The sequence below is a fragment of the Kitasatospora sp. NPDC001095 genome (genome assembly GCF_053598615.1).
The window spans coordinates 1-22986 of sequence record NZ_JBSFKQ010000017.1 but is presented as its reverse complement, the minus strand read 5'-3'; the positions used below and the strand labels follow the sequence as shown (position 1 = coordinate 22986).

General features: G+C 73.0%; 26 protein-coding genes and 1 rRNA gene. 14 read left to right on the top strand and 13 right to left on the bottom strand.

Going from position 1 to position 22986, the window contains the following annotated elements:
* Positions 1–287 precede the first annotated feature (287 nt).
* The 3 genes from ACWDBB_RS17170 to ACWDBB_RS17160 all read left to right on the top strand — a co-directional run bounded on the left by ACWDBB_RS17170 (position 288) and on the right by ACWDBB_RS17160 (position 2758).
* Positions 288–1028, top strand: a complete 741-nt coding sequence (locus tag ACWDBB_RS17170) for a GOLPH3/VPS74 family protein (protein ID WP_392914763.1) — start codon at positions 288–290, stop codon at positions 1026–1028.
* A 654-nt stretch (positions 1029–1682) separates the two neighbouring features.
* Positions 1683–2546 (top strand): helix-turn-helix domain-containing protein, encoded by an 864-nt coding sequence (locus tag ACWDBB_RS17165; protein WP_449790368.1) that lies wholly within the window; start codon positions 1683–1685, stop codon positions 2544–2546.
* On the top strand, positions 2543–2758 hold the full coding sequence (locus ACWDBB_RS17160; protein WP_449790367.1) for a DUF397 domain-containing protein: 216 nt from the start codon (positions 2543–2545) through the stop codon (positions 2756–2758). Before ACWDBB_RS17165 ends, ACWDBB_RS17160 begins: the two co-directional genes overlap by 4 nt.
* A 118-nt stretch (positions 2759–2876) precedes the next feature.
* On the opposite strand, the gene ACWDBB_RS17155 is transcribed toward ACWDBB_RS17160, so the two are convergent.
* Positions 2877–3992 (bottom strand): ADP-ribosylglycohydrolase family protein, encoded by a 1116-nt coding sequence (locus tag ACWDBB_RS17155; RefSeq protein ID WP_392874121.1) that lies wholly within the window; start codon positions 3990–3992, stop codon positions 2877–2879.
* A 158-nt stretch (positions 3993–4150) separates the two neighbouring features.
* On the bottom strand, positions 4151–6739 hold the full coding sequence (locus ACWDBB_RS17150) for a bifunctional FO biosynthesis protein CofGH (protein WP_449790366.1): 2589 nt from the start codon (positions 6737–6739) through the stop codon (positions 4151–4153).
* Positions 6740–6921: 182 nt separating this feature from the next.
* Between ACWDBB_RS17150 and ACWDBB_RS17145 the strand changes: the two genes are divergently transcribed.
* Genes ACWDBB_RS17145 through ACWDBB_RS17135 form a run of 3 tightly spaced genes read left to right on the top strand, consistent with a single transcriptional unit; the run spans position 6922 to position 10150 of the window.
* Positions 6922–8184, top strand: coding sequence for a LolA family protein (locus tag ACWDBB_RS17145; RefSeq protein ID WP_449790365.1), 1263 nt, complete (start codon positions 6922–6924; stop codon positions 8182–8184).
* Between the two features lie 3 nt (positions 8185–8187).
* Positions 8188–9255, top strand: coding sequence for an ABC transporter ATP-binding protein (locus tag ACWDBB_RS17140; protein WP_449790364.1), 1068 nt, complete (start codon positions 8188–8190; stop codon positions 9253–9255).
* Positions 9242–10150: an ABC transporter permease gene (locus ACWDBB_RS17135; protein WP_449790363.1), complete on the top strand. Its 909-nt coding sequence runs from the start codon at positions 9242–9244 to the stop codon at positions 10148–10150. Before ACWDBB_RS17140 ends, ACWDBB_RS17135 begins: the two co-directional genes overlap by 14 nt.
* Here the strand turns inward: ACWDBB_RS17135 and rarD are convergent.
* Both rarD and ACWDBB_RS17125 read right to left on the bottom strand, forming a co-directional pair.
* Positions 10140–11144 (bottom strand): EamA family transporter RarD, encoded by a 1005-nt coding sequence (rarD, locus tag ACWDBB_RS17130; protein WP_449790362.1) that lies wholly within the window; start codon positions 11142–11144, stop codon positions 10140–10142. The two genes, ACWDBB_RS17135 and rarD, sit on opposite strands and share 11 nt — an antisense overlap.
* A 144-nt stretch (positions 11145–11288) precedes the next feature.
* A complete protein-coding gene (locus ACWDBB_RS17125; RefSeq protein ID WP_449790361.1) occupies positions 11289–12137 on the bottom strand; it encodes an SDR family oxidoreductase in 849 nt (282 codons plus the stop codon).
* 126 nt (positions 12138–12263) lie between these two features.
* Between ACWDBB_RS17125 and ACWDBB_RS17120 the strand changes: the two genes are divergently transcribed.
* Positions 12264–12662 (top strand): winged helix-turn-helix transcriptional regulator, encoded by a 399-nt coding sequence (locus tag ACWDBB_RS17120; RefSeq protein WP_449790360.1) that lies wholly within the window; start codon positions 12264–12266, stop codon positions 12660–12662.
* Between the two features lie 39 nt (positions 12663–12701).
* Here ACWDBB_RS17120 and ACWDBB_RS17115 read toward each other — a convergent pair whose 3' ends face one another.
* Positions 12702–13469, bottom strand: a complete 768-nt coding sequence (locus ACWDBB_RS17115; RefSeq protein ID WP_449790359.1) for a TetR/AcrR family transcriptional regulator — start codon at positions 13467–13469, stop codon at positions 12702–12704.
* A 60-nt stretch (positions 13470–13529) separates the two neighbouring features.
* Here ACWDBB_RS17115 and ACWDBB_RS17110 point away from each other — a divergent pair, with 60 nt between their 5' ends.
* On the top strand, positions 13530–13766 hold the full coding sequence (locus ACWDBB_RS17110; RefSeq protein WP_449790358.1) for a DUF6011 domain-containing protein: 237 nt from the start codon (positions 13530–13532) through the stop codon (positions 13764–13766).
* A 19-nt stretch (positions 13767–13785) separates the two neighbouring features.
* On the opposite strand, the gene ACWDBB_RS17105 is transcribed toward ACWDBB_RS17110, so the two are convergent.
* Positions 13786–15735: a hypothetical protein gene (locus ACWDBB_RS17105; RefSeq protein ID WP_449790357.1), complete on the bottom strand. Its 1950-nt coding sequence runs from the start codon at positions 15733–15735 to the stop codon at positions 13786–13788.
* Between the two features lie 239 nt (positions 15736–15974).
* Between ACWDBB_RS17105 and ACWDBB_RS17100 the strand changes: the two genes are divergently transcribed.
* Entirely contained in the window at positions 15975–16691 is a 717-nt protein-coding gene (locus tag ACWDBB_RS17100) for a chitinase (protein ID WP_449790356.1), read from the top strand.
* A gap of 192 nt (positions 16692–16883) precedes the next feature.
* On the opposite strand, the gene ACWDBB_RS17095 is transcribed toward ACWDBB_RS17100, so the two are convergent.
* Positions 16884–17882 carry an oxidoreductase gene (locus ACWDBB_RS17095; protein WP_449790355.1) on the bottom strand — a complete coding sequence of 333 codons (999 nt, stop codon included), beginning with the start codon at positions 17880–17882 and terminating at the stop codon, positions 16884–16886.
* A 74-nt stretch (positions 17883–17956) separates the two neighbouring features.
* Here ACWDBB_RS17095 and ACWDBB_RS17090 point away from each other — a divergent pair, with 74 nt between their 5' ends.
* From ACWDBB_RS17090 to ACWDBB_RS17080, 3 genes are all read left to right on the top strand, one after another.
* Entirely contained in the window at positions 17957–18379 is a 423-nt protein-coding gene (locus ACWDBB_RS17090; RefSeq protein ID WP_449790354.1) for a MerR family transcriptional regulator, read from the top strand.
* 155 nt (positions 18380–18534) lie between these two features.
* Complete coding sequence (locus ACWDBB_RS17085) at positions 18535–18705, top strand: hypothetical protein (RefSeq protein WP_449790353.1); 171 nt, start codon at positions 18535–18537, stop codon at positions 18703–18705.
* 234 nt (positions 18706–18939) lie between these two features.
* The gene (locus ACWDBB_RS17080) at positions 18940–19641 is read left to right on the top strand and encodes an NPCBM/NEW2 domain-containing protein (RefSeq protein ID WP_449790352.1); all 702 of its coding nucleotides are present in this window, start codon (positions 18940–18942) and stop codon (positions 19639–19641) included.
* A 45-nt stretch (positions 19642–19686) separates the two neighbouring features.
* On the opposite strand, the gene ACWDBB_RS17075 is transcribed toward ACWDBB_RS17080, so the two are convergent.
* The 5 genes from ACWDBB_RS17075 to ACWDBB_RS17055 form a co-directional block, all read right to left on the bottom strand.
* Positions 19687–20097, bottom strand: a complete 411-nt coding sequence (locus tag ACWDBB_RS17075; RefSeq protein WP_449790351.1) for an SRPBCC family protein — start codon at positions 20095–20097, stop codon at positions 19687–19689.
* Entirely contained in the window at positions 20094–20408 is a 315-nt protein-coding gene (locus ACWDBB_RS17070) for an ArsR/SmtB family transcription factor (protein ID WP_449790350.1), read from the bottom strand. Before ACWDBB_RS17070 ends, ACWDBB_RS17075 begins: the two co-directional genes overlap by 4 nt.
* Positions 20409–20467: 59 nt before the next feature.
* Positions 20468–20782: a hypothetical protein gene (locus ACWDBB_RS17065; protein WP_449790349.1), complete on the bottom strand. Its 315-nt coding sequence runs from the start codon at positions 20780–20782 to the stop codon at positions 20468–20470.
* 105 nt (positions 20783–20887) lie between these two features.
* Positions 20888–21136 carry a hypothetical protein gene (locus ACWDBB_RS17060; RefSeq protein WP_449790348.1) on the bottom strand — a complete coding sequence of 83 codons (249 nt, stop codon included), beginning with the start codon at positions 21134–21136 and terminating at the stop codon, positions 20888–20890.
* The gene (locus ACWDBB_RS17055) at positions 21133–21507 is read right to left on the bottom strand and encodes an ATP-binding protein (protein ID WP_449790347.1); all 375 of its coding nucleotides are present in this window, start codon (positions 21505–21507) and stop codon (positions 21133–21135) included. The genes ACWDBB_RS17060 and ACWDBB_RS17055 overlap by 4 nt, the downstream gene beginning before the upstream one ends.
* A 181-nt stretch (positions 21508–21688) precedes the next feature.
* Between ACWDBB_RS17055 and ACWDBB_RS17050 the strand changes: the two genes are divergently transcribed.
* Both ACWDBB_RS17050 and ACWDBB_RS17045 read left to right on the top strand, forming a co-directional pair.
* Complete coding sequence (locus ACWDBB_RS17050; protein ID WP_449790346.1) at positions 21689–22567, top strand: helix-turn-helix domain-containing protein; 879 nt, start codon at positions 21689–21691, stop codon at positions 22565–22567.
* A 12-nt stretch (positions 22568–22579) separates the two neighbouring features.
* Positions 22580–22780 carry a DUF397 domain-containing protein gene (locus tag ACWDBB_RS17045; RefSeq protein ID WP_449790345.1) on the top strand — a complete coding sequence of 67 codons (201 nt, stop codon included), beginning with the start codon at positions 22580–22582 and terminating at the stop codon, positions 22778–22780.
* A gap of 115 nt (positions 22781–22895) precedes the next feature.
* Here the strand turns inward: ACWDBB_RS17045 and rrf are convergent.
* Positions 22896–22986: ribosomal RNA gene (gene rrf, locus ACWDBB_RS17040) — 5S ribosomal RNA — on the bottom strand; the annotation flags it as partial.

The following is a 22986-nucleotide window of genomic DNA, read 5'->3' as shown; positions in this document are numbered from 1 at the left end:
TCCTCAACGCCCGGCGGGGCACCGGCGAACCCGTTTTCGGGAAGCCGACGCCCCGCCCCGTGTACCTGTACAGTCTCCGCCACCGGCGGTCGTTCCGGCCGTGCACACCCCGCCCGACCGGCGCTTATTGTCGTCGCCCGGTCGCGCCACGGCCTGTTCACCGGTCAGACGCCAGGCCCGCCGCCGCCGGTTCCGCACCTTCACCGCAAGGTCACGATTCGGAGGCGTACTCGACAAGCCCGTGTGAGAGGCGTCACCCTGTCTCTCATCCACGCGGGGAGGCTTGGATGGGCAAGAGCCGCAGAACTGTTCCCGAGGAACTCTTGCTGCTCGCTTTGGACCCGACCACGGGTACCACGGCGCAGCCGCAGACCCTCGACCTCGGACTCGCCGGGGCGCAGCTCGTCGAGCTGTCCCTGGCCGGACGGATCGTACCGGAGGGAGACCGGATCGCCGTCGTGCTCGCACGGCCGACCGGCGACCCGACCCTTGACCACGCACTGGAACTGCTGCGCCGACGCGGCAGTCCGGTCCGCGCGGCGCACTGGATCGGCGGGCCCCGGCTGGGGCTGCGGCAGACCTATCTGGCGCACCTGGAGCGCTGCGGCATGGTCACGGCCGTGCCGGGCCAGGTGTGCGGGGTGCTGCCGACGACCCGGTACCAGGCGTCCGACGACTGCACCAACGCCGCGATCAAGCAGCGGCTGGACACCGCGATCCGCACCGGTGTCCCGCCGGACCCGAGGACGGCCGCGCTGGCCGCGCTGGCCCACTCGGTCGGGCTGGGCAAGCACCTGTACCCGGGCAACGAGGGACGGTCCTCGCGGTCGCGGCTGCGCGACCTGATCCGGTACGACCCGCTGGGCGGGATGGTCGCGCACGCCGTGATGGACGTGCAGAACGGCCTTCCGGCACAGCAGAACCGTTCTTCCCAGGGGTCCGGGGCCGCCGCCGGCCGTCCCGGTGCCCGTGCGGCGGGCCGGGGTTCGGGCGGGCGGGTTCCCGCCTCCCGGGTCGGCGCACGCTGAGCACGACGGTCGACCGAGCACCACGACGCACTGAGCATCACTGTCCACTGAGCACCACGGTCGACCGAGCACCACGGTCCACCGAGCACCACGACGCACTGAGCAACACGGTCCGCGCGGCCCGGCGGGCAGCCCTCACGGCGCCCGACACCACCGACCGCGCACCCGGCGGCGCAGGCCCCTCCGCTCGCACCGCCCGAGGGCGCCGAGCGACCCGACGCACGACCGGTGCCACCGGCGCCAGGAGTACGACGAGCGCCGGACGCACCGCACGCACCACCGGCACCACCACCAGCACCGAGGGGCGGTCGCCCCGCGACGCGAGTCGCCCGGCGACCGCCCCTTCGCCGTCCCCGGACGCCCGGCGAGCCGCCCGCCCCCGCACGTGCGTGGGCCGGGGCAGGTGCCGGCCGGTCCGGGGGCGGTCTGCGCAGCATCTGTCCGAACCACCGAGCCGCACTACCACCTGGGGGCTTTCGCTGTCTCGCGGAAGCACTTTTCCGATGATCTGTTCTACCGCGCTGCGGTGAATCCCCGGCGCCGACCTGGCCCAAGGTGACATGCTGCTCCGAGTCAGGGGGGTTGGTCCCAATGTCCGAAGTGTTCCGAGGACTGCCGTTCCAACGAGCACCAGAGGTCCGGCCGGAGGTCGAAGTGTCCGCCAACGTCAATCCCACCGTGCGCCGTCGTCGCCTCGGTTCGGAGCTGCGCAAGCTCCGCGAGGGCCTGGGCATGACGGCGGAGGAGGTCGCAGGCCGCCTGATGGTCTCCCAGTCGAAGATCAGCCGACTGGAGAACGGCCGCCGCAGCATCAGCCAGCGCGACGTGCGCGACCTCTGCGACGTCTACAAGGTGCCCGACGACCAGTTGCGCGCCAGCCTGATGGAGATGGCCAAGGAGTCCCGTCAGCGCGGCTGGTGGCACGACTTCAACGACATGCCGACCCCGTACAGCGTCTACATCGGACTGGAGGCCGAGGCCTCCTCGATCCGCGCGTACGAGTCCTCCTTCGTCCCCGGGCTGCTGCAGACCGAGCACTACGCCCAGGCCGTGGTCGAGGGCACCCAGCCGGACACCGACGCGGTCGCCGTGCAGCGCCGGGTGCAGGTCCGGATGAAGCGCCAGGAGCGCATCCACGGCGAGAACCAGCTGGGCAGCCTGTGGACCGTCATAGACGAGGCGGTACTGCGCCGGGAGGTCGGAAGCAAGCAGGTGATGGCCCAGCAGCTGCGGCAGATGCTGGAGCTCAGCCAGCGATCGAACATCACCATCCAGGTGATCCCGTTCTCGCACGGCGCCCATCCCGGCATGACCGGGACATTCTCGCTGCTGGAGTTCCCCGAGTCAGCCGATTCCACGGTTGTCTACTTCGAAGGTGTGACGAGTGATCTCTACCTGGAGAAGGAGGCGGACGTGCGCCGCTATACCGGTCTGTACGACTACCTGAGAGCGGCCGCGCTCGGTGTCGCGGAGAGCCGGTCGCTGATAGCCGACATCGAGAAGGAATTCCACGAATGATCACCCCGTCCGAGTACGGAGCCCGTTGGCGCAAGAGCAGTCACAGCGGAGGCCAGGGCGCCTGCGTGGAGATCGCCGTCCCAGGAGCGGGGGAGGTGGCCGTCCGGGACTCGAAGGACCCCCGGGGCCCCCAGCTGCGCTTCTCGGCCGAGGCCTGGAACGCCTTCGCCTCGGCCGCCGCGGGCGGCCTCTTCGGTGAGCTCCCGGGCTGACCCGCCCACCCGGTTCCGCACTCGGACCAGTTGCCCGTAGCGGTGTCCGTCGCCCCTCGGCGGCGGCGGCGCCACGGGCAACTCCCGTTTCGGGGGCCCGGTTTCCGGGAGTCCCGGTTCAACTCACCACCGGGTAGCGGCTGGTCCAGTTGACCCCCTCCGGGGTCCGTCGGTCGTGCAGTTCGGTGCCGTGCACCAGCTCCAGCACGAAGTCGTCGGCGAGTTCGAGGATCGCCCCGCGCCCTTCGAGCCCGGCCAGCAGGCCCGGCGGCAGCGCGGTGTCCCCGTGCAGCGCCCCGAGCAGGTTGCCGCAGACGGCGCCGGTGGAGTCGCTGTCCCCGGAGTGGTTGACGGCGAGCAGCAGGCCCGACCGCACGTCGTGCGCGACCAGGGCGCAGTAGACCCCGATCGCCAGCGCCTCCTCGGCCACCCAGCCCTCCCCGAGCGCCTCGACCCGCTCGGCGGACGGCTCGCCGGCCCGCACCGCGTCCAGGGCGGCCCGCAGCGCGGCGGTGGTCTCCTCGTGCGCCGGCCGCTCGGAGAGCAGCGCGAGCGCGAGGTGCACGCCCTCCTCCAGGGTGCCGCCGCGGGCGACGGACTGGACGATCACCGCGAGCGCGCCCGCCGCGAGGTAGCCGGTGGGGTGGCCGTGGGTGAGCACCGAGCACTCCACCGCGAGCTGGAACACCAGGCCCGGCTCCCAGGTGGTGAGCAGCCCGAAGGGCGCCGCCCGCACCACCGTGCCGCAGCCCTTGGAGTGCGGGTTCTTGGGGGCCGCCAGGGTGCCGAGCCGCTCCGCCTCGGCCCCGCTGAGGCCGGACAGGCAGCCCTGGCCGGGGGCGCGCTGGGCGTACAGCCACTCCTCGCGGCCGAGCCAGCCGAGGTCGGGGCGGCGCTCGTCCGGGCCCCAGTCGCGCTGGGTGGCGGCCCAGCGCAGGTAGGCCAGGTGCAGGTCGGTGGGCGGGTGCCAGCTGCCGGTGTCGCGCCGGATGTGGGCGCGGATCAGGCCGTCGACGGTGAACAGGCTGAGCTGGGTGTCGTCGGTGACGGCACCCGTGCGGCCGTACGCGGGGAGGTAGCCGGTGACGCCCTGCGGGCCGTGCTGGGCCCGGATCTTCTCCAGCGACTCGAACTCGACGCCGGCTCCGAGCGCGTCGCCGATGGCACCGCCGAGCAGACAGCCCCGCACCCGGCTGCGGTAGTCCTGCTGCTGGGCGCGTGACCACAGTGGCATCACGACGGGGCGCCTTTCCTCGGGTGTGGGGGCCGCGCGACGGTCGGCCGGCCGCGCGCCCTGGCACTGTATTCGAAGAGCCGATCGGATCGGCCCCTCCCCCGGCGTCCGGTGCCCCGTCCCGGCCGCCCGTGCGGGGCGGCCGGGACGGCACGGTGTCAGTCCACCACCGGCAGCAGCTGCGGCAGGTGCCCGTCGGAGGCCAGCGCCGCGGCCCGCCGCTCGGCCGGCACCTCGCCGTAGGTGGTGGTGCGCTGGCGGTGGGGGCGGCCCGCCGCCTCGGCGATCGCCTGGAGGTCGCGCACCGACTTGTAGCTCCCGTACGCCGAGCCGGCCATCCGCGAGATGGTCTCCTCCATCAGCGTGCCGCCGAGGTCGTTGGCGCCGGAGCGGAGCATCTCGGCCGCGCCCTCGGCGCCCAGCTTGACCCAGCTGGTCTGGATGTTGGGGATGTGCGGGTGCAGCAGCAGCCGGGCCATGGCGACCACGGCACGGTTGTCCCGGGCGGTCGGGCCGGGCCGGGCGATGCCGGCCAGGTAGACCGGGGCGTTGGTGTGGATGAACGGCAGGGTCACGAACTCGGTGAAGCCGCCCGTCCGTTGCTGGATCCGGGCGAGCAGCCGCAGGTGGCCCAGCCAGTGCGCCGGGGTGTCCACGTGCCCGTACATCATCGTGGACGAGGAGCGCAGGCCCAGCTCGTGCGCGGTGGTGACCACCTCGACCCAGGTGGCGGCCGGCAGCTTGCCCTTGGTGAGCACCCAGCGGACCTCGTCGTCCAGGATCTCGGCGGCGGTGCCCGGGATGCTGTCCAGGCCCGACTCCTTGGCCCGCTGCAGCCAGTCCCGGATCGACAGCCCGGTGCGGGTCGCGCCGTTGACCACCTCCATCGGGGAGAAGGCGTGCACGTGGATGCCGGGCACCCGCTCCTTCACCGCGCGGGCGATGTCGAAGTAGGCGGTGCCGGGCAGGTCCGGGTGGATGCCGCCCTGCATGCAGACCTCGGTGGCGCCCACCTCCCAGGCCTGCGCGGCCCGGTCGGCGACCTGCTCCAGGGAGAGGGTGTAGGCGTCCGCGTCGGTGCGGCGCTGGGCGAAGGCGCAGAAGCGGCAGCCGGTGTAGCAGACGTTGGTGAAGTTGATGTTCCGGGTGACGCAGTAGGTGACGTCCTCCCCGACCGCGTCGCGGCGCACGTCGTCGGCGATCCGGCAGAGCGCGTCCAGAGCCGGGCCGTCCGCGTGGAACAGGGCCAGCGCCTGGTCGTCGGTCAGCCGCGTCGGGTCGTCCGCGGCCACCGCCAGGGCCTCCCGCAGGTCCCCGGCGAGGCGCTCGGGGGCGCCCTGCGCGAGCACCTGCTCGCGCAGCACCTCCCAGTCGCCGTACACGTCCTCGAAGTCGGCCCGGCGGTCGCCGGTGCGGCCCTCGGTGTCGATGGTGGCGTGCAGGTCGGTGCGGCCGTACGACTCCGGCAGGTCCTCCGGTTCCTGCCAGGGCAGGCCGCGGACCACCGCGTCCGGGTCCGCCAGGCCGGTGGCCGGGTCGGCGAGGGCGCGGACGTGCGGCAGCACCCGCGGGTCCAGCCAGGGCTCGCCGCGGCGCACGTACTCGGGGTAGACGGCGAGGCGCTCGCGCAGCTCGAAGCCGGCCGCCGCGGACCGCTCGGCCAGCCGCTCGATCTGCGGCCAGGGGCGCTCGGGGTTGACGTGGTCCGGGGTCAGCGGGGAGACCCCGCCCCAGTCGTCGATGCCGGCCGCGATCAGCCGCCCGTACTCGCCGTCCACGAGGTTCGGCGGGGCCTGGAGGCAGGCGGCGGGGCCCATCAGGTGCCGGGCCACCGCCACCGTGGCCACCAGCTCGTCCAGTTCGGCGTCCGGCATGCCGCGCATCGCGGTGTCCGGCTTGGCCCGGAAGTTCTGCAGGATCAACTCCTGGACGCCGTGGTACGCCCGGGAGACCCTGCGCAGCGCGAACAGCGACTCGGCGCGCTCCTGGTACGTCTCGCCGATGCCGATCAGCAGGCCGCTGGTGAACGGGACGGAGCTGCGCCCGGCGTCCTCCAGCACCCGCAGCCGGACGGCCGGCTCCTTGTCCGGGGAGCCGAAGTGCGGGCCGCCGGGCTCGCTCCACAGCCGGGTGGCGGTGGTCTCCAGCATCATGCCCATGGAGGCGGAGACCGGCTTGAGGCGCTGGAAGTCCGTCCAGCCCAGCACCCCGGGGTTGAGGTGCGGCAGCAGGCCGGTCTCCTCCAGGATCCGGATCGACATCGCGCGCACGTAGGCGATGGTGTCGTCGTAGCCGTGCGCGTCCAGCCACTCGCGGGCCTCGGGCCAGCGGTCCTCGGGCTTGTCGCCGAGCGTGATCAGGGCTTCCTTGCAGCCGAGTTCGGCGCCCCGGCGGGCCACCTCCAGCACCTCGTCCGGGGACATGAACATCCCCTGCCCCTCCCGGCGCAGCTTGCCGGGGACGGTGGCGAAGGTGCAGTAGTGGCACTTGTCGCGGCAGAGCCGGGTGAGCGGGATGAAGACGCTCTTGGAGTAGGTGATGACGCCGGGGCGGCCGGCCGCTTCGAGGCCCGCGTCCCGGACCCGGGCGGCGCTCGTACAGAGGTCCAGCAGGTCGTCGCCTCTGGCCTGGAGCAGCACGGCGGCCTCGGTCACGTCGAGGGCGACGCCGTCCCGGGCGCGGCGCAGGGCGCGGCGCATCGCGTTCTCGGTCGGCGGGGTGCTGGAGTCCGTGGCGGTTCCGTCCATGGCGCGAGCCTATGCCAGGGGTGGTACCGCGGATGGACGGAACCCTGAGGCCGTCTCAGGGTCGGCGTACCCAAGAAGGCCACCCCGATCTGACCCCACAGGGCGATGACGGCGGCGGTGCGGCGGCCTCTAATGGGAGGGCAGGGCCAATCACACGTGTTCGCGGAGGAGTTGAGGACGCCATGACCATTGAGAAGGCGGCGGGGGCCGATCCGGACGGCGGAGCGCCGTACCGCACCCGGCGGCGCGTCCTGATGCGCGCCGGGGTGCCGGTGGCGGTCGTCGCGGTGATCGCCGCAGGGGTGGGGCTGGTCCCGGCGCTGGCCGCCGACGGCGCGCCCGACCTGCCGGCGGTGTCGGCGGAGCAGCTGGTCGCCAAGGTGCTCGGCTCGGAGACGCAGACGCTCTCCGGGACGGTCTCGATCTCCACCGACCTCGGGGTGCCCGGCCAGCTGCTGGGCGCGGCCGGCGGTCTCGGCGGGGCGGTCGGCGGGCACGGCGGCGGCAGCGGCCAGGGCTCCGCCGCGGACCCGCAGGCCAAGCTGATGGGCCTGCTCGGCGGGGACCAGACGCTGCGGGTCGCGGTGGACGGTCCGGAGCGCCAGCGGGTGGACGTGCTGGAGAAGATGTCCGGCTACACCCTGGTCCACAACGGCGACCAGACCTGGGCCTGGGACAGCTCCTCCAACAGCGCGGTGCACACGACCGGGCGGGCCGCCGAGGGCCGGCACACCGGGGCGCCGCTGTCCGAGCTGCCGACCACCCCGCAGGAGGCCGCCAGGCAGTTCCTGGCCGCGAGCGCCGGCACCACCTCGGTGACGGTCGCCGGGACGGCCAAGGTGGCCGGGCAGAACGCCTACCAGCTGAGCGTGAAGCCCACCCAGTCCGGCTCGACGCTGTCCGAGGTCCGGATCGCGGTGGACGCCGACAACGGGGTGCCGCTGGCGGTGACGGTGACGTCCGTCGACGGCAGCACCGTGCTGAAGGTCCGCTTCACCGAGGTGTCCTTCGCCAAGCCGGACGCCAAGACCTTCGAGTTCACCGCCCCCAAGGGCGCCAAGGTGACGGACCGGAAGGCGGACGCGGCGGCCGAGGGCGCGCCGGGCGGCGCCGGGGCGCGCCCGGGCGCCGAGGGGCACCAGGGCGTGAACGTGATCGGCGAGGGCTGGACGACGGTCGTCTCCGCCCAGGTGCCCGGCACCGTGGACGCGGCGCCCGGCGGAGACGGCAAGGGCGAGGGCAAGGGCGGCAAGCACGGCGGCCGCGGGGGCGACGCGGCCCGGTCGATGAACCCGCAGGCGCTGGTGAAGTCGCTCGGCAAGCCGGTCGACGGCGGCACCCTGGTGAGCACCAAGGTGCTCAACGTCCTGCTCACCGACGACGGCCGGGTCTTCGCCGGCGCGGTGACCCTGCCGGTCCTCCAGCACGCCGCCGGGGTGAACTGACGGATGACCAAGACTCCCGTAACGGGGGACGTTACGGAGTCGGCCGGGGGTACGGGCGCCGCACCGCGCCCGGCCCCCGCTCCCGTCCCATCCGCTTCCCCCGCCGCCCCCGACACCTCCTCGGCCGGCTCCGACGACGTCATCCGGACCCGCGGCCTGACCAAGCGCTTCCGCGGCGGCCAGCTCGCCGTGGACGGCCTGGACCTCGCCGTACCGCGCGGCTCCGTCTTCGGCTTCCTGGGCCCCAACGGCTCCGGCAAGACCACCACCATCCGGATGCTGATGGGCCTGATCGCCCCCACCTCGGGCGTGGCCGCCGTCCTCGGCGAGCCGATGCCGCAGTCCGTCGCCACCGTGCTGCCCCGGGTGGGCGCGCTGATCGAGGGCCCCGCCCTGTACGGCTTCCTCTCCGGACGGGACAACCTGGTGCGCTTCGACGCCGCCGACCCGACCGCCGACCCGCGCACCCGTCGGCAGCGGGTGGACGCGGCGCTGGAGCGGGTCGGCCTGGCCGCCGCGGCGGGCAAGAAGGCCCGCGCGTACTCGCTGGGCATGAAGCAGCGCCTCGGCCTGGCCTCCGCGCTGCTGCAGCCGCGCGAGCTGCTGGTGCTGGACGAGCCGACCAACGGGCTGGACCCGCAGGGCATGCGGGAGATCCGGACGCTGGTCCGGGAGGTCGCGGCGGAGGGCACCACGGTGTTCCTCTCCTCGCACCTGCTGGACGAGATCGAGCAGGTCTGCACCCATGCCGCGGTGATGTCCCGGGGCCGGCTGGTGGTGCAGGGCACCGTCGCCGAGCTGGCCGCCCGGGCCCAGGGCCGGCTGGTGGTCCGCACCCCGGACGTGGCGCGGGCCACCGAGGTGCTGGCGGCCAACCGGGTCACCGCGCTGGTGCCCGGCGAGGACCGGGTGGACGGCGAGCCGGGCGTCCTGGACGAGGAGGCGCTGCCCAGGCTGTGCGCGGCGCTGGTCGGGGCCGGGGTGCGGGTGCACGGTTTCGGGCTGGAGCGGGGCACGTTGGAGGACGCCTTCGTGGCGCTGACCGGGGAGGGTTTCGATGTCGCGGGCTGAGTCGCTGCCGGCCGGGTCGCCGCCGCAGGCCGAGGCGCTCGCGCCGGTGGCGGGCCGGCGGCCGCGGACGGCGGCCGGGTTCCTGGCGCTGTTCCGCAGCGAGCTGCACCTGACCTTCCGCCGGCTGCGCACCAAGGTGCTGCTGGCCATCCTGGCGGTGCTGCCGATCCTGATCGGGGTGGTGGTCAAGCTCAACACGGACGGTCCGCACGAGGGCGGCGGCGGTCCGAGCTTCATCGCGCAGACCACGCAGAACGGGCTGTTCCTGGTCTTCACGGCGCTCGCGGTGGCGCTGCCGGTCTTCCTGCCGATGACGGTCGGCGTGGTCGCCGGGGACGCGGTGGCGGGCGAGGCGGCCGCCGGGACGCTGCGCTACCTGCTGGTCGCCCCGGCCGGGCGGACCAGGCTGCTGGCCGCCAAGTTCACCGCCGGGCTGGTGTTCTGCGCGGCCGCCACGGCGGCGGTGGCGGTGACGGCGCTCGCCGCGGGCGCCGCGCTGTTCCCGCTGGGCCCGGTCACGCTGATCTCCGGGGACACCATCGGCCTCGGCGACGCGCTGCTGCGCGCGCTGCTGGTGGCCCTGGTGGTCGCGGCCTCGCTGGCCGGGTTGGTGGCGATCGGGCTGTTCGTCTCCACCCTCACCGGCAGCGGCATCGCGGCGATGGCAGCCACGGTCGGGCTGGTGGTCACCGTCCAGATCCTGGACGCCTTCCCGCAGCTGGACGCCGTCAGCCCGTTCCTGTTCTCCCACTACTGGCTGAGCTTCGCGGACCTGCTGCGGGCGCCGATGTACTGGGACGGCGTGCTGAAGGACCTCGGTCTCCAGGCCGCCTACGTCGCCGTGTTCGGCTCGGCGGCCTGGTCCCGCTTCACCAGCCGGGACATCAGCGCGTGACGGCCTCGGAGGCGGCTTCCGGGAGGGACCCCGGGGCGGCCGCCGCCACCGGTGCGGGCTGCGGCACGGCCGCGGCCCGCACCGCGCGGTCGGCCCGCACCTGGCGCAGCGCGTCCCAGGTGAGCAGCGCGAGCGCGGCCCAGACCAGGGCGAAGCCGGCCCAGCGGGCGGGCGGCATGGACTCGTGGAACACCGCGACACCGATCAGGAACTGGAACACCGGCGCCAGGTACTGCAGCAGGCCGAGCACGGTCAGCGGCACCCTGACGGCGGCCGCGCCGAAGAACAGCAGCGGGACGGCCGTGATCACCCCGCTGAGCATCAGCAGCCCGGAGTGCCCCCAGCCGTACGAGCCGGCCACCGTGTGCCCGAAGGTGCCGCGCCCGCTGACCTCCAGGTAGACCAGGTAGCCGAGGGCGAACGGGAACATGAAGGCGCTCTCGGCCGCCAGGCTCTCCAGCCCGCTCAGCCCGACCTGCTTCTTCAGCAGGCCGTAGGTGGCGAAGGAGAGCGCCAGGGTGAGCGCGATCCAGGGCAACTGCCCGTAGGCGACGGTCAGCACCACGACGGCGGCGGCGCCGATGCCCACCGCCGTCCACTGCGCGGTGCGCAGCCGCTCCTTGAGCACCAGGACGCCGAAGCCGATGGTGACCAGGGGGTTGATGAAGTAGCCGAGGCTGGTCTCGACCACGTGCCCGGCGTTGACGGCCCAGATGTAGACGCCCCAGTTGACCGAGATCACGGTGGCGGCGCCGGCCAGCATGGCGAGCCGGCGGGGCTGGCGCAGCAGCGGGCGTATCCAGCCCCAGTGCCGCTGGGCTATCAGCAGCAGGACGACCGCGACCAGGGACCAGACCATCCGGTTGGCCAGGATGTCGTCGGCGGCTCCCGGTTCCAGCAGCGGCCAGAACAGGGGGAACAGGCCCCAGATGCCGTACGCGGCGACGCCGTACCAGAGGCCCCGGCCGTTGTCCTGCTGGTCTGTTCCCGCCATGGCCGAGTGCCCTCCCGCGCGCGTGTGTCGAGGTGACCGTAGCGGGCGGGAGGGGCGACTGTCATCTCCGTTTCCGGATTTTGGTCATGACATTGCCTGGATGCCGGACGGTCCCGCCGTTCCGGGGCCCTGAGCTGCGGTGCTTCAGGCGCCCAGGGCCGCGCGGACGGACTCGGCGAGCGGGGTGGTCGGGCGGCCGATCAGCCGGGCCAGGTCGCCCGTGGTGCCGGCCAGCTCACCGCGCGCGATGCCCGCGTCGACGTCCACCAGGGCCTCGGCGAAGCCCTGCGGCAGGCCGGCGCCGACCAGCGCGTCCAGGTGCTCGGCCGGGGTCACGTCCCGGTACTCGACCGGCTCGCCGGAGGCCTTCGCCAGCTCGGCGGCCAGCTCGGGCAGGCTCCAGGCGACGTCGCCGCTCAGCTCGTACACCCCGCCCTCGTGGCCCTCGCCGACCAGGACGGCGACCGCGGCGTCCGCGTAGTCCCGGCGCGCGGCGGTGGCGATCCGGCCCGCCCCGGCGCTGCCGAGCACCACGCCGCGGGCCACCGTGCCGGCCGCGTCGCCCAGGTAGTTCTCGGTGTACCAGCCGTTGCGCAGGAACGCGTACGGCAGCCCGGAGGCGAGGATCAGCTCCTCGGTCGCCTTGTGCTCGTCGGCCAGCCGGAAGGTGGCCGCCCCCAGGATGCCGGTGTAGGCGAGCAGCGCGACCCCGGCGGTCCTGGCGGCCTCCACCACGGCCCGGTGCTGCGGGATCCGGCGGCCGACCTCGCTGCCCGAGATCAGCAGCACCCGGTCGCCCTCGGCGAAGGCGCCGGCCAGGGTCTGCGGCTGGTCGTAGTCGACGCCGCGGACGGTCACGCCGCGCTCGGCCAGGTCCGCGGCCTTCTCGGCGGAGCGGACGGCGACGGCCACCTCGCTCGCGGGGACCTCGGCCAGCAGGCGCTCGACGACGAGACGGCCGAGCTGGCCGGTGGCACCGGTGACGACGTACATGGTGTGCTCCTCAGGGTTGCTGCGCGGGGACCGCCAGGGGGATTGCCGTGCGGGCCCGACCTCGAAACTCACCCTAGGCCCGGCACTAACCTTTCGAAAGTACGCACTTCAAAGTACGGTACTGACATGAAGGTGAGCGAGATGAAGGCCGGCGGGCCGCCCCCCGCCGACGTCTTCGACCGGATGTGTCCCTCCCGGGGCGTGCTGGAGCACGTCACCAGCCGCTGGGGCGTGCTGGTGCTGGGAGCGCTGCACGCCCGCGGCTACCGGTTCAGCGAACTGCGCCGCAAGGTCTCCGGGGTCAGCGAGAAGATGCTCGCCCAGACCCTCCAGACGCTGGAGCGGGACGGCTTCGTGCTGCGCGAGGCGCACCCGGTGATCCCGCCGCGGGTCGACTACAGCCTCACCCCGCTGGGACGGGAGGCGGCGGAACTGGTCGCGGCCCTGGCCCACTGGTCGGAGCGGCGGGTGCCGGAGGTCGAGGCGGCGCGCGGGGAGTACGACGGGCGGGGCGCCGCACGGTGAGCTTGCGCCCCGCGCGCCGCGGAGGGCACGCCGGCCCGGCTACCGCCCCGCGATGAGGGCGTCGAGCCCGTCGAGCAGCCGGGCCAGCCCGAACTCGTAGGCGTGGTCCGGGCTGTACGCGCCGCCGTGCGCCTCACCGGCAGCGGCCCCGACCCGGGCGGCGACCGGGTAGCGCTCGGGGTCGAAGACCCGGGCCAGCAGCTCGGCGTTGGCGGCCCACCACTGCTCGTCGGTCATCGCGCTGTCCTGCCGGGCGGCGCGCTCGTCGGCGGCCATCCGGGCGCAGGTCTGGACGAAGCCGAGCAGGTGGGTCAGCGCCGCGTCCAGGTCGACGTCGGGCAGCCCGGTGCCCTCCAGGGCGCGCAGCTCGTACTCGTACTTGGCCATCAGGCCGGGACCGAGCGGCGGACGGCTGGTGGAGACGGCGGCGACCCACGGGTGGGCGCGGTGCAGCGCCCGGTTGTCGTCCGCGACGGCGGTGACCCGGGCGCGCCAGCCCTCGTCGGCGGGGGCGGTGCGGGGCATCGTGGCGTAGACGGTGTCCAGCATCAGGTCGAGCAGCTCGGCCTTGCCCGGCACGTAGGTGTAGAGCGCCATCGGGGAGAGCCCCAGCTCCTGGGCGACCCGGCGCATGGTGACGGCGTCCACGCCCTCGGCGTCGGCGAGGGCGATCGCGGCGGCGGCGATCTCACCGGTCGAACGCGCCTGGCGCGGCCCGCGCCGGCCGGGCTTCTCCTCGGCGGTGAGCCCCCAGAGCAGGGCGAGGGTGCGTGCCGGGTCTCCTGCGCTGCTGCGGTCGGTGGCCATGGGGCCATCGTTTCACGCACCGGCGGCGGCCCGGACGGAGCGGGCGGCTACCGTCTCAGCATGACCAGCCCGACCAATCCCGCCGGCGCGATCGGCGCGTCCGGTCCGACCGGCCCCGAACCGCTCCCCGGGACGGACACCGCGCAGACCCTCCGCGCGCGGGTGACCTGCCGCCGCTGCCACCGGCCGCTGCACGACCCGGAGTCGCGGATGCTGCGGCTGGGCCCGGAGTGCCGGGACCCGGCGGAACGGGTCGCCCGGTTCGACGTCGACCAGGAGCCACTGCCCGGGGTCTAGGACGGGTCCAGGCCGGGGTCTAGGACCTGCCCTGCCCCCGGCCGAAGAGGCGGCGCAGCCGGCCGGGGCGGGGCTCCTCCTCCGGGGCCCGCGCCGTCTCCTTCGGCTGCTCCCGCGCCTGCTCCCGTTCCGCCGCCCGTTCCGGTTCGGCCCCCGCGTCGGCGGCGTCCTCCCGGGCCGTCAGGTGCCGGGCGAGCGCCCGGTCCTCGTCGGACGTCCAGGGCGCGGCGAGCACCAGCGCGCAGAGCGAGCGCAGGATCGTCACCACCCGGGTGCGGCGGGCCCGGGCGCCGTGGTGCAGCCGCTGCCGGAGCAGCTCGGCGACGTCGGCCCGGGTCTGCGGTTCGGTCCAGCCGATCGCGACCAGCGCGAAGCCGGCCGCCTCGACCACCCAGTCCTCCGGACCGAGCAGCAGGTCGCGCAGCACCCGGCGGCGCTCGGAGCCCTCCCAGGGCTGGTCGGTGCGGTGGTGGGCGATGCCCAGGCAGGCGAAGACCTGGACGGCCCGCACCCAGAGTTCGGGCTGGTGGGCGAGCAGGGCGCGGCCGAGTTCGTCCTCGCGCGGCATCGGCGGGTGGACCAGGACGCCGAGCAGGTCGTCCAGCGGCAGGCCGGCGAGCCGGACGGCGTGGTCGTAGGCGGCGGGGACGGTCGGCCAGAAGATCTCGGCAGTGGCGCGGACGAGTTCGGCGCTCTGCGGGGCGGGCGGGGCGACGGCCGGGCGCGGGTCGGTGCCGTCCCAGGCCCAGATCCGGGTGGTCGGCTCGGTCACCGGCAGCCGGGGGTCGGGCTCGCCCACGGCCTGGTAGCCGACGGTGGAGCGCGGCAGCGCGAGCCGGACGGCCAGCACCGAGCTGGGCGGCTCCAGGGTGGAGGCGGTGCAGTCGATCTCGGTGTCGCGGTCGGTGTCGGGGGCGGAGAGCACCTGGTGCAGCACGTTGACGGTGGCCTCGGTGGCGCCGGAGACCAGGCCGAGCCAGGGCTCCCGGTGGCTCAGCCGCTCCAGCAGCTCCAGGGCGTACTCGTGCTCGGGGTGGGCGCGGTGGTGGTCGGCCAGGGCGAGCAGGTGGACCGGGTCGCCGTCGAGGGCGTGGCGCAGCCCGTGCCGGGCCGGGCCCGCCTTGGGGTGGTCGGGCTCGGCGGCGAGCACCTTGTCCAGCCAGGGCAGGCCCTCGGCGGGGCGGCCGAGGGCGCCGTACAGTTCGGCGACGTCGACGGCGAGGTAGCTGCTGGAGTCGTCGCGGCCGGGTGCCGTCCTCGCCAGCTCGGCCTCCCAGACGGCGAGCGCCTGCTCCGGGCGGCCGGCCGAGCGCAGGGCGTTGCCGAGCATCACGGCGGGCAGGTAGCCGGGAGCCAACCGGTGGGCGCGGTCGGCGAGTTCGACGGCGCGGGCGGTGTCGCCGAGCCGGCGGGTCAGGCCGGAGACCATCGCCAGCAGCAGCACGTGGTCGGGGTGGCGGGCCAGCACGGCCCGCACGAAGTCGTGGAACGGCTTTACGGCGTCCGCCGGTTCGGCCGGGAGCGGGTCGGGCAGCGCGCCGGCGGCGCGGGCCACCGCCTGGGCGACGGCGTCCGGGTCGACCAGGCCGGGTAGGTCCTCGCGGGCGAGCCAGGCGGCGTGCGCCCAGGGCCGGGCCGGTTCGTACTGGACGGCGGAGGCGAGCAGGCCGATGGCGGTGTCCCAGTCCCCGGCGGCGGCCTCCACGTGGGCCCGGCAGACCACGGTGCCGAGGTACACCTGGCCCTCCAGCGGGAACAGCTCGCGGGCCGCCGCCGGGCCGCCCGCCGCGGCGCACAACTCGGCGAGGGCCTCGTGCAGTTCGGGCAGCTGGGGGTCGGCGAGGATCGCGTCGCCGAGGTGCTCGGCGGCGTGCGTCAGGTCACCGGAGTCGATCGCCAGCCGGGCGACCGCGACCTCGCCCTCGGCGGCCAGGCGCTCGGCGCCCTCGTCGTCGGTGTGACCGCTCATTCGCCCCTGCTCCCCCGCTGGCCTCGCCCTGTTCCGTCCCGCTCCGGAGGAGGCTATCCGGTGCCACCGACAGCGCGATGATCACCCCGGTGGCGGCGCCGTCCACCCTTCGGATCGGATACGACTCGTACGGGTGGTTTAGACCTCCGAGGGCTTCAGTCGATCACCGGCGCCCACCACGATGGCCGGGGTTCTTCGCAAGCGAAGTGCCAATCCTGCCAATGAGATCGAGGAGACCAATGAAGCTCTCTCGCACCGTGTCCCTGGCCGCCTCCGCCGCCGTGCTGAGCACCCTCGCCATCGCCGGCCAGAGCGCCCCGGCCTCCGCCGCCGGCTCCTTCGTGGTCAGCGAGGCCCAGTTCGACAAGATGTTCCCGAGCCGGAACCCCTTCTACAGTTACAAGGGCCTGACGGAGGCCCTGAGCGCCTTCCCGAAGTTCGCCAACACCGGCAACGACGCCACCCGCAGGCGCGAGGCGGCGGCCTTCCTCGCCAACGTCAGCCACGAGACCGGCGGCCTGCGGTACGTGGTCGAGCAGAACACCGCCAACTACCCGCACTACTGCGACACCTCGCAGGCGTACGGGTGTCCGGCCGGGAGGTCCGCCTACTACGGGCGCGGGCCGCTCCAGCTGAGCTGGAACTTCAACTACAAGGCGGCGGGCGACGCCCTGCACATCGACCTGCTGCACGACCCGTACCAGGTCGAGAAGAACCCGGCGACCTCCTGGAAGACGGCCCTCTGGTTCTGGAACACCCAGAGCGGTGCCGGGAGGATGACCCCGCACGACGCCATCGTCAACAACAAGGGCTTCGGCGAGACCATCCGCAGCATCAACGGCGCGCTGGAGTGCGACGGCAAGAACCCCGACCAGCGCAACAGCCGCATCAACCTCTACAAGCAGTTCGTCGGCGTCCTGGGCACCGACGTGGGCGGCGGCAACATCTCCTGCTGACCGGTTCCCCGGCGGTGAGTGGGAAGTCGGCCGGTCCGACTTCCCACTCACCGTCAGTGCCGCGTGCGTCACCGCCGAGGCGCCGGCCCGTCCGATCTGCTGCCGCCGGCCGAGGAGTTGATCGCCCTCGCCCGGCGGGCGCGGGCGGTCGGCGAGCAGCCGTGCTGCTGGAGCCGCCCGGAACGGGCGCGCTCAGCGGAGCACCGGGGCGGCGCCGGTCGCGGCGAGGGACAGCTCCCACAACCGGGCGGCCGCGTCGGGGTCGACGGCGTACGGGCGGACGCCGCCGTCGTCCATCGGGGTGTCCGGGCCGCAGACCGGGGCCGCCTCGCAGTCCTCCAGGTAGAGCCCGCCTCGGCCGTCGAGCAGCGGCGAGGTGGCCGCCCACAGCCCGGTGGCGGCGCCCTGGGAGGCCGTCTTGAAGCCCGCGCCGATCACCCGGCCCTGCGCGTCCACCCAGCCGCGGTCGACCTGCTCCTGCCGGGTCATCTCCCGCTGGAGCCCGGTGATGATCCTGCCCGGGTGGAGCGAGAACGCCCGGACGCCGTCGCCCCGCCCGAGCACGTCGAGGTGCACGGCGAACAGCGCGTTGGCGGTCTTGGACTGGCCGTACGCCAGCCACTTGTCGTAGCCGGTGCGGAAGTGCGGGTCGTCCCGGCGGATGTCGGTCAGGGCGTGCCCGGCGGAGCTGTTGACGACGACGCGGGCACCGTCGGGGGCGGCGGCCAGCAGCGGGTACAGCTCGCAGGCGAGGAGGAAGTGCCCGAGGTGGTTGATGGCCAACTGCCCCTCCCAGCCAGGACCGACGCGCCGCTCCGGGGTGGCCATGACGCCGGCGACGGCCAGCAGCAGGTCGAGGCGGTCCGTGGCCTCGCGGATCAGCCCGGCGGCGGCGCGCACGCTCCCGGGGTCGGCGAGGTCCATCGGGAGGACCCGGCTCCCGGTTCCGTGGAGCGCGGCGCGGGCGACGTCCGGGCGGCGGGCCGGGACGATCACGCCGGCGCCGGCGGCGGTCAGTGCCAGGGTGGTCGCCAGGCCGAGGCCCGAGTAGCCGCCGGTCACGACGGCGGTGCGGCCGGAGAGGTCGAGGCCCGCCAGGACCTCCTCGGCGGTGCTGGCGGCGGAGAAGGGCGAGCCGGTCGGCCGCTGCCGGTCGGCGACGGCCGTGCTGCTGCTGGTGCTGGTGGTCATGGCGACGACGGTAGGAAGTGGAGTGCGGTCTAGATCAAGTCCCGTACCCACCGGTTCTCCTAGGCTCTGACGACATGACGGAACTCAGCATCGGCGAGGTGGCCGAGCGCACCGGGCTCAGCGTGCACGCCCTGCGCTTCTACGAGCGCGAGGGGCTGCTGGTCGGCCCGGTGCGGCGCACAGCGGGCGGGCGCCGCCGGTACGCCGCGCTCGACGTGCAGTGGGTGGAGATCTGCGTCAGGCTGCGCGAGTCCGGGATGCCGCTCGCCGACCTCCGCCGGTTCGCCGAACTGGTGCGGCAGGGCCCGGGCAACGAGGCCGAGCGGCTGCGGCTGCTGGACGCCCACCAGCGGCGGGTCGACGAGCGGATCCGGGAACTGGAGGAGTGCCGCTCGCTGATCGCCTGGAAGGCCGCGGTCTACGCCGACCACCTGGCGCGCGGCGAGGCCGGCGGACTCTGGGACCCGACGGTGGAAGACCGGTCGCCGGGGGCGTGATCCGCCTGGCACCATGCCCGGCGCCTCAGGCCTCCTACCCGCCCTCGTCCTGGAACTGATCTCGGCCTCCAGCGCGACCGCCTCCGCCACCGGAAGGCGGACATCCGCCGGCTGTCTCCGAGCGGGGCGTCGGCCTCGTCGCATAGCCTGCCCCGGTGAATCTCGACGATCTCGCGCGGCAGCGGCAGTTCGACGGCGGAATCGACCTTCCCATGGCGGAGTACCTGCTCAAGCAGGGGCAGTTGGAGCTGGTGATCGAGACCGCCCGGGACCGCGGGGAGTGGTTCCAGGACCGTCAGGGCCCGCTCGAACTCCCCGGGGGATGAGCGCGGACGCCGGCACCAGCCGTCGGAGGTACTGTGCCGGAGGAGTAGGGACCGCCGGGCAGGAAGTCGGACGGGCCGCCTTCCTGCGCAGCCGACTCCCCCACCCGTCCGACTTCCTACGCGCCCGAACTCCCGCGCGTCCGGCTTCCCCTGTGTCCGATGCCTGGACGCGGCCGCACCCCGTGCTGAACACTTGCCGAGCGCAACGACCAGACGTCAGGGGGGAGTTGTTCCGTGAGCGGCGTACAGCCAGACCCGCACCGACAGGGCCCCGGCCCGGAGGCACCGGGCAACGGTGCGCAACGTCAGCGCCCGCTCGGTGAGATCGCCGCGCTGATCTCCGCCGGCACCGGCCTGCTGGGGCTCCTGCTCGGCTACTTCGGCCTGCCCGCCGTCGTCAGTCCGCCGACCGCGACGCAGGCCACCGCGATCCAGACCGTGCCGGGGCCGACCGTCACCCTCCCGGCCGCGACGGTCACCGTCACGGCGAACGCCTCGGGCTCCGCCGCCCCGGCAGCCGCCGAAGCCGGGCCGGACACCCAGCGGCTCAGCCTGATGACCTACGTCGACACGACCGGCACGCCGCTGCGCCCGGTCACGGGCACGCTGAACGCGAAGCAGTACGACGACGCGCTCGGGATGTCGACCTGCCCCCGCAGGGGGTGGGTGGGCTACAACCTCGGCCGGAACTGGAAGCGCTTCACCGCCTCCGCCGTCGGCATCGACGACAACTCGCCCTACAACGCGATCACCATCGAGGTGTTCGTCGACGACAGGAAGCTCGCGTCCTTCCCCGTCGGTGTGGGCAACCCGCAGACCATCGACCTCGACATCACCGGCGGCATCCGCCTCGGGATCGCCTACATCACCGACAGTGACTGCAACTCGTCGAAGGCCGCCCGGCTGGTGATCGCGGAACCGCTGCTGAAGCGCTGACCCGCGTGAGCAGGAAGTCGGCCGGGCCGACTTCACGTGTGCTCCCTATGCCGTCTCGCCCAGGACGGAGTCGAGGCGGTCGAGGACGTGGGGCCAGCCCCTGCCCATGCCCTCGTACGCCTGCCGGCCCATCGGGGAGTCGAGGTCGAAGCCCGCGTGGACGAGGACGAGGCGGGTGCCCGTACCCTCCGGGTGGAGCGTCCAGGTGATGGCGGTGTCGAGCGAGCCCTCGGCGAACCGGTAGGCCAGCAGCCGCTGGTCGTCCACCTCGGTCACCTCGCAGAGCTGACTGCCGAAGTGGCCCATGTCGAGGGTGAAGCGGTGCCCGACGACGGGCTTGATGTCCCCGGCGGCCCACCAACGGGCGTGCAGTTCGGGGTCGGTGAGGGCCTTCCACACGGCCGCAGGCGGGTGGAACAGGAACTTCTCGCAGGTGATCGTGTTGTTCTCGGTCATGTCCCGTTGTCCTCGTCCAGGAGGTCGGACAGCGCGTCCAGGCGCTGCTTCCAGTAGTGCTCGAACGGATGGAGCCACTCGCTCACCTCGGCCAGTCGGGCCGGTTCGAGGTGGTGGAAGCGGTGCCGGCCGCGCGGCTCCTCGCGCACCAGCCCGACGGAACGGAGCACCGCCAGGTGCTCGGAGACCGCGGGCCTTCCGAGCTCGAACATGGAGGCCAGTTCGCCTGTGGAGCGGGGGCCTTCCCGCAGGCTTTCGAGCAGTCTGCGCCGCACCGGGTTGGCCAGCGCGCCGAACACATCCGTTGGCATGAGGCCAGTATGCGTCGGAGTCTTCCGACGCGTCAAGAAACTCCGACGCGTTCCGGCGGCTAGCGGGGGCGCGGGCTGAGGCGGGCGGCCGACCAGGGGGAGTTGCGGCCGGCGGCCTCGCGGTAGGCGATGCGCTGGACGGCGAAGAGCAGGCGGTAGAGGTTGAGGGCGGTGTCGGAGTCGTCGGCGGCGAAGCCCAGGTGGTGGACGAAGGCGTCGAGCTTCGGCCAGTCGAAGTCGTCGGGGACGGGCGGGGCGACGGCGACGCCGAAGAGGGCGTTGAAGGCGGCGGCAACGGCATAGTTGGCCGCGGCGAGGGCGTTGGCGACGCCGGGGTCGTCGGCCGGGTCGGGGGTGGGGGTGGGGCCGGGCATGTCAGGACTCCTCTTCGTCGGGCCTTGCAAGGTTGAGCGTGGTGATGACGCCCAGGACGACGGTGGCGATAGCGAGAGCGAGCAGGGTGAGGAAGGCCGCGGCGATCAGGAACCGCACGAGCGCCCGCGGTCGGCGTCGAGGAGGAGGGTGAGGAGGTTCAGAAGGGTCGACGCCGGGGCCATGCCGAAGCGGACGACGAGGCGACCGTCGACGGTCTTGTCCGTGCAGGCGGAGGGGAAGAGGAGGCCGTACTTGCGGCCGCGCTCGTGGAGTTCGCCGAGGAGGATGAGGATGTCCTCCTCGGCGTAGGAGCGGATGCGGGGGTCGCCGGGCTTCATCGGCTGACGCTTCACGCGGCGGCTTCCTTCAGCAGCTCGAACCAGACGACCTTGCCGTGCTTACGGGCCTCGGCGCCGAACCGGTGGGTGAGGGCCCGGACGAGGAAGAGGCCGCGGCCGGAGACGGCGAGCGGGTCGACGGGGAGGTGGACGTCCTCGGGGATGACCGGGCTGTTGTCGGCGACCGAGACCCGGAGCCGGTGGCCGGCGAGGGCCAGGACGACCATGGGCGCAAGGGTGCCCCCGTGCCGCCAGGCATTGAAGAAGACTTCATGGAGGGCGAGTTCGGCGTCCGAGATGACGGACGGTCGCCACCCGTCCGCGGCGAGGAGGTCGGAGAGCTCGGCCCGAGCGGTGGACCAGTCAGGAGGGTTGCAGGCACGCATGAGAGACCCCAAGAGGGAGGAGGGGAATCGACGAAGCAGACACTCCGTCATGTGATCAGTGCAACACTGAGAGTAGGGCGATAGGTGTTACGCGTGCAACCAGATCCCCGAGATACCCCGCCCAACTTGGCTAAGCTCACTCGTGTGGGTGGAGACTGGCCCGACACGGAAGGAACCCCCCTTGGCACTCAGGACCCAAATCAGCGAGCGACAGCGGCGGTTCGGCGCTGAGCTGAGGAGGTTGCGCGAGGCAGCGGGCCTGGCCGTCAAGGACGCCGGCGCCCTCATCGGCATCGCGGGCCCACAGCTGAGCCACATCGAGGCGGCTCGAACGGCGCTCGACCCGGAGCGACTCTCGGTCTTGCTCGAAGGCTACGGGTGCACGGATGAGACCTATGTCAGGCTGCTACACGCTCTCGGAGCCAGCAACGGCAAGGGCTGGTGGAGCAAGTACAAGGGTCAGGTGCCCGACCTGTCGCTCGACCTGGCCGAGCTCGAAGACCGAAGTGCCCGTCTGGACAACTTCGAGACTCTGTACATTCCCGGGCTGCTCCAACTACCTGAATACGCTGAAGCCATCTACAAGGATGCCTACCGCAACGGGCACTGGGACCTGGCGACGGCCATCCAGTTCCGCATAGACCGTCAGCGCGTCCTGCAAGACAAGGAGAGGCAGTTTCAGTTCGTCATCCACGAAGCAGCCTTGCGGATGCTCTTCCCTGGTGTGGAAGTCATGAGGGCTCAGTTGGACCACCTGCTGAACATGGCCGAACGCCCCAACATCACTCTCCAAGTCCTCCCCTTCACAGCTACGAGGAAGCCTCCTCAGTCAGGCCCCTTCGTCCTGTGCGACCCCGGATGTGTTGACCTGGCAACCATCCTGCTGGATGTGCCCGGGCGCGCCGAGCATCAGGGCGACCCTGAGACCATTACGGCGTACGGATGGAAGTTCCAACAGTTGAGCGAGATCGCACTGCCGGCCGTCGATGCAACGGCTCCGACCAACTCGCGAAACTCCTGGGGACTTCTTCAACACCTCCTCTACACCCTACAAACCTGAGAGGCGTCTCAGATGGCTGGATTCTCCTGGCAGAAGTCATCGTTCAGTGGCGGCGATGCCGGCAATTCCTGTCTGGAACTGGCCCACGGCACCAACGAGCTCCGCCACATTCGCGAATCCGACGATCCCTCCGTCATCCTCACCACCTCGGCCACCCAGCTCCGCGCCTTCCTCCTGGGCGCCAAGGCCGGCGAGTTCGACCACCTCATCTGAATCACTCTCCGCCCGCTCGCCGCACCAGCGAGCGGGCGGGCGACTCCTTCCCGTTCCCATGGGCAAACGCGAAGAACCCCTGATCCGAGTGGATCAGGGGTTCTTCTGAAAAATTGTTCGGCGGCGTCCTACTCTCCCACAGGGTCCCCCCTGCAGTACCATCGGCGCTGTGAGGCTTAGCTTCCGGGTTCGGAATGTAACCGGGC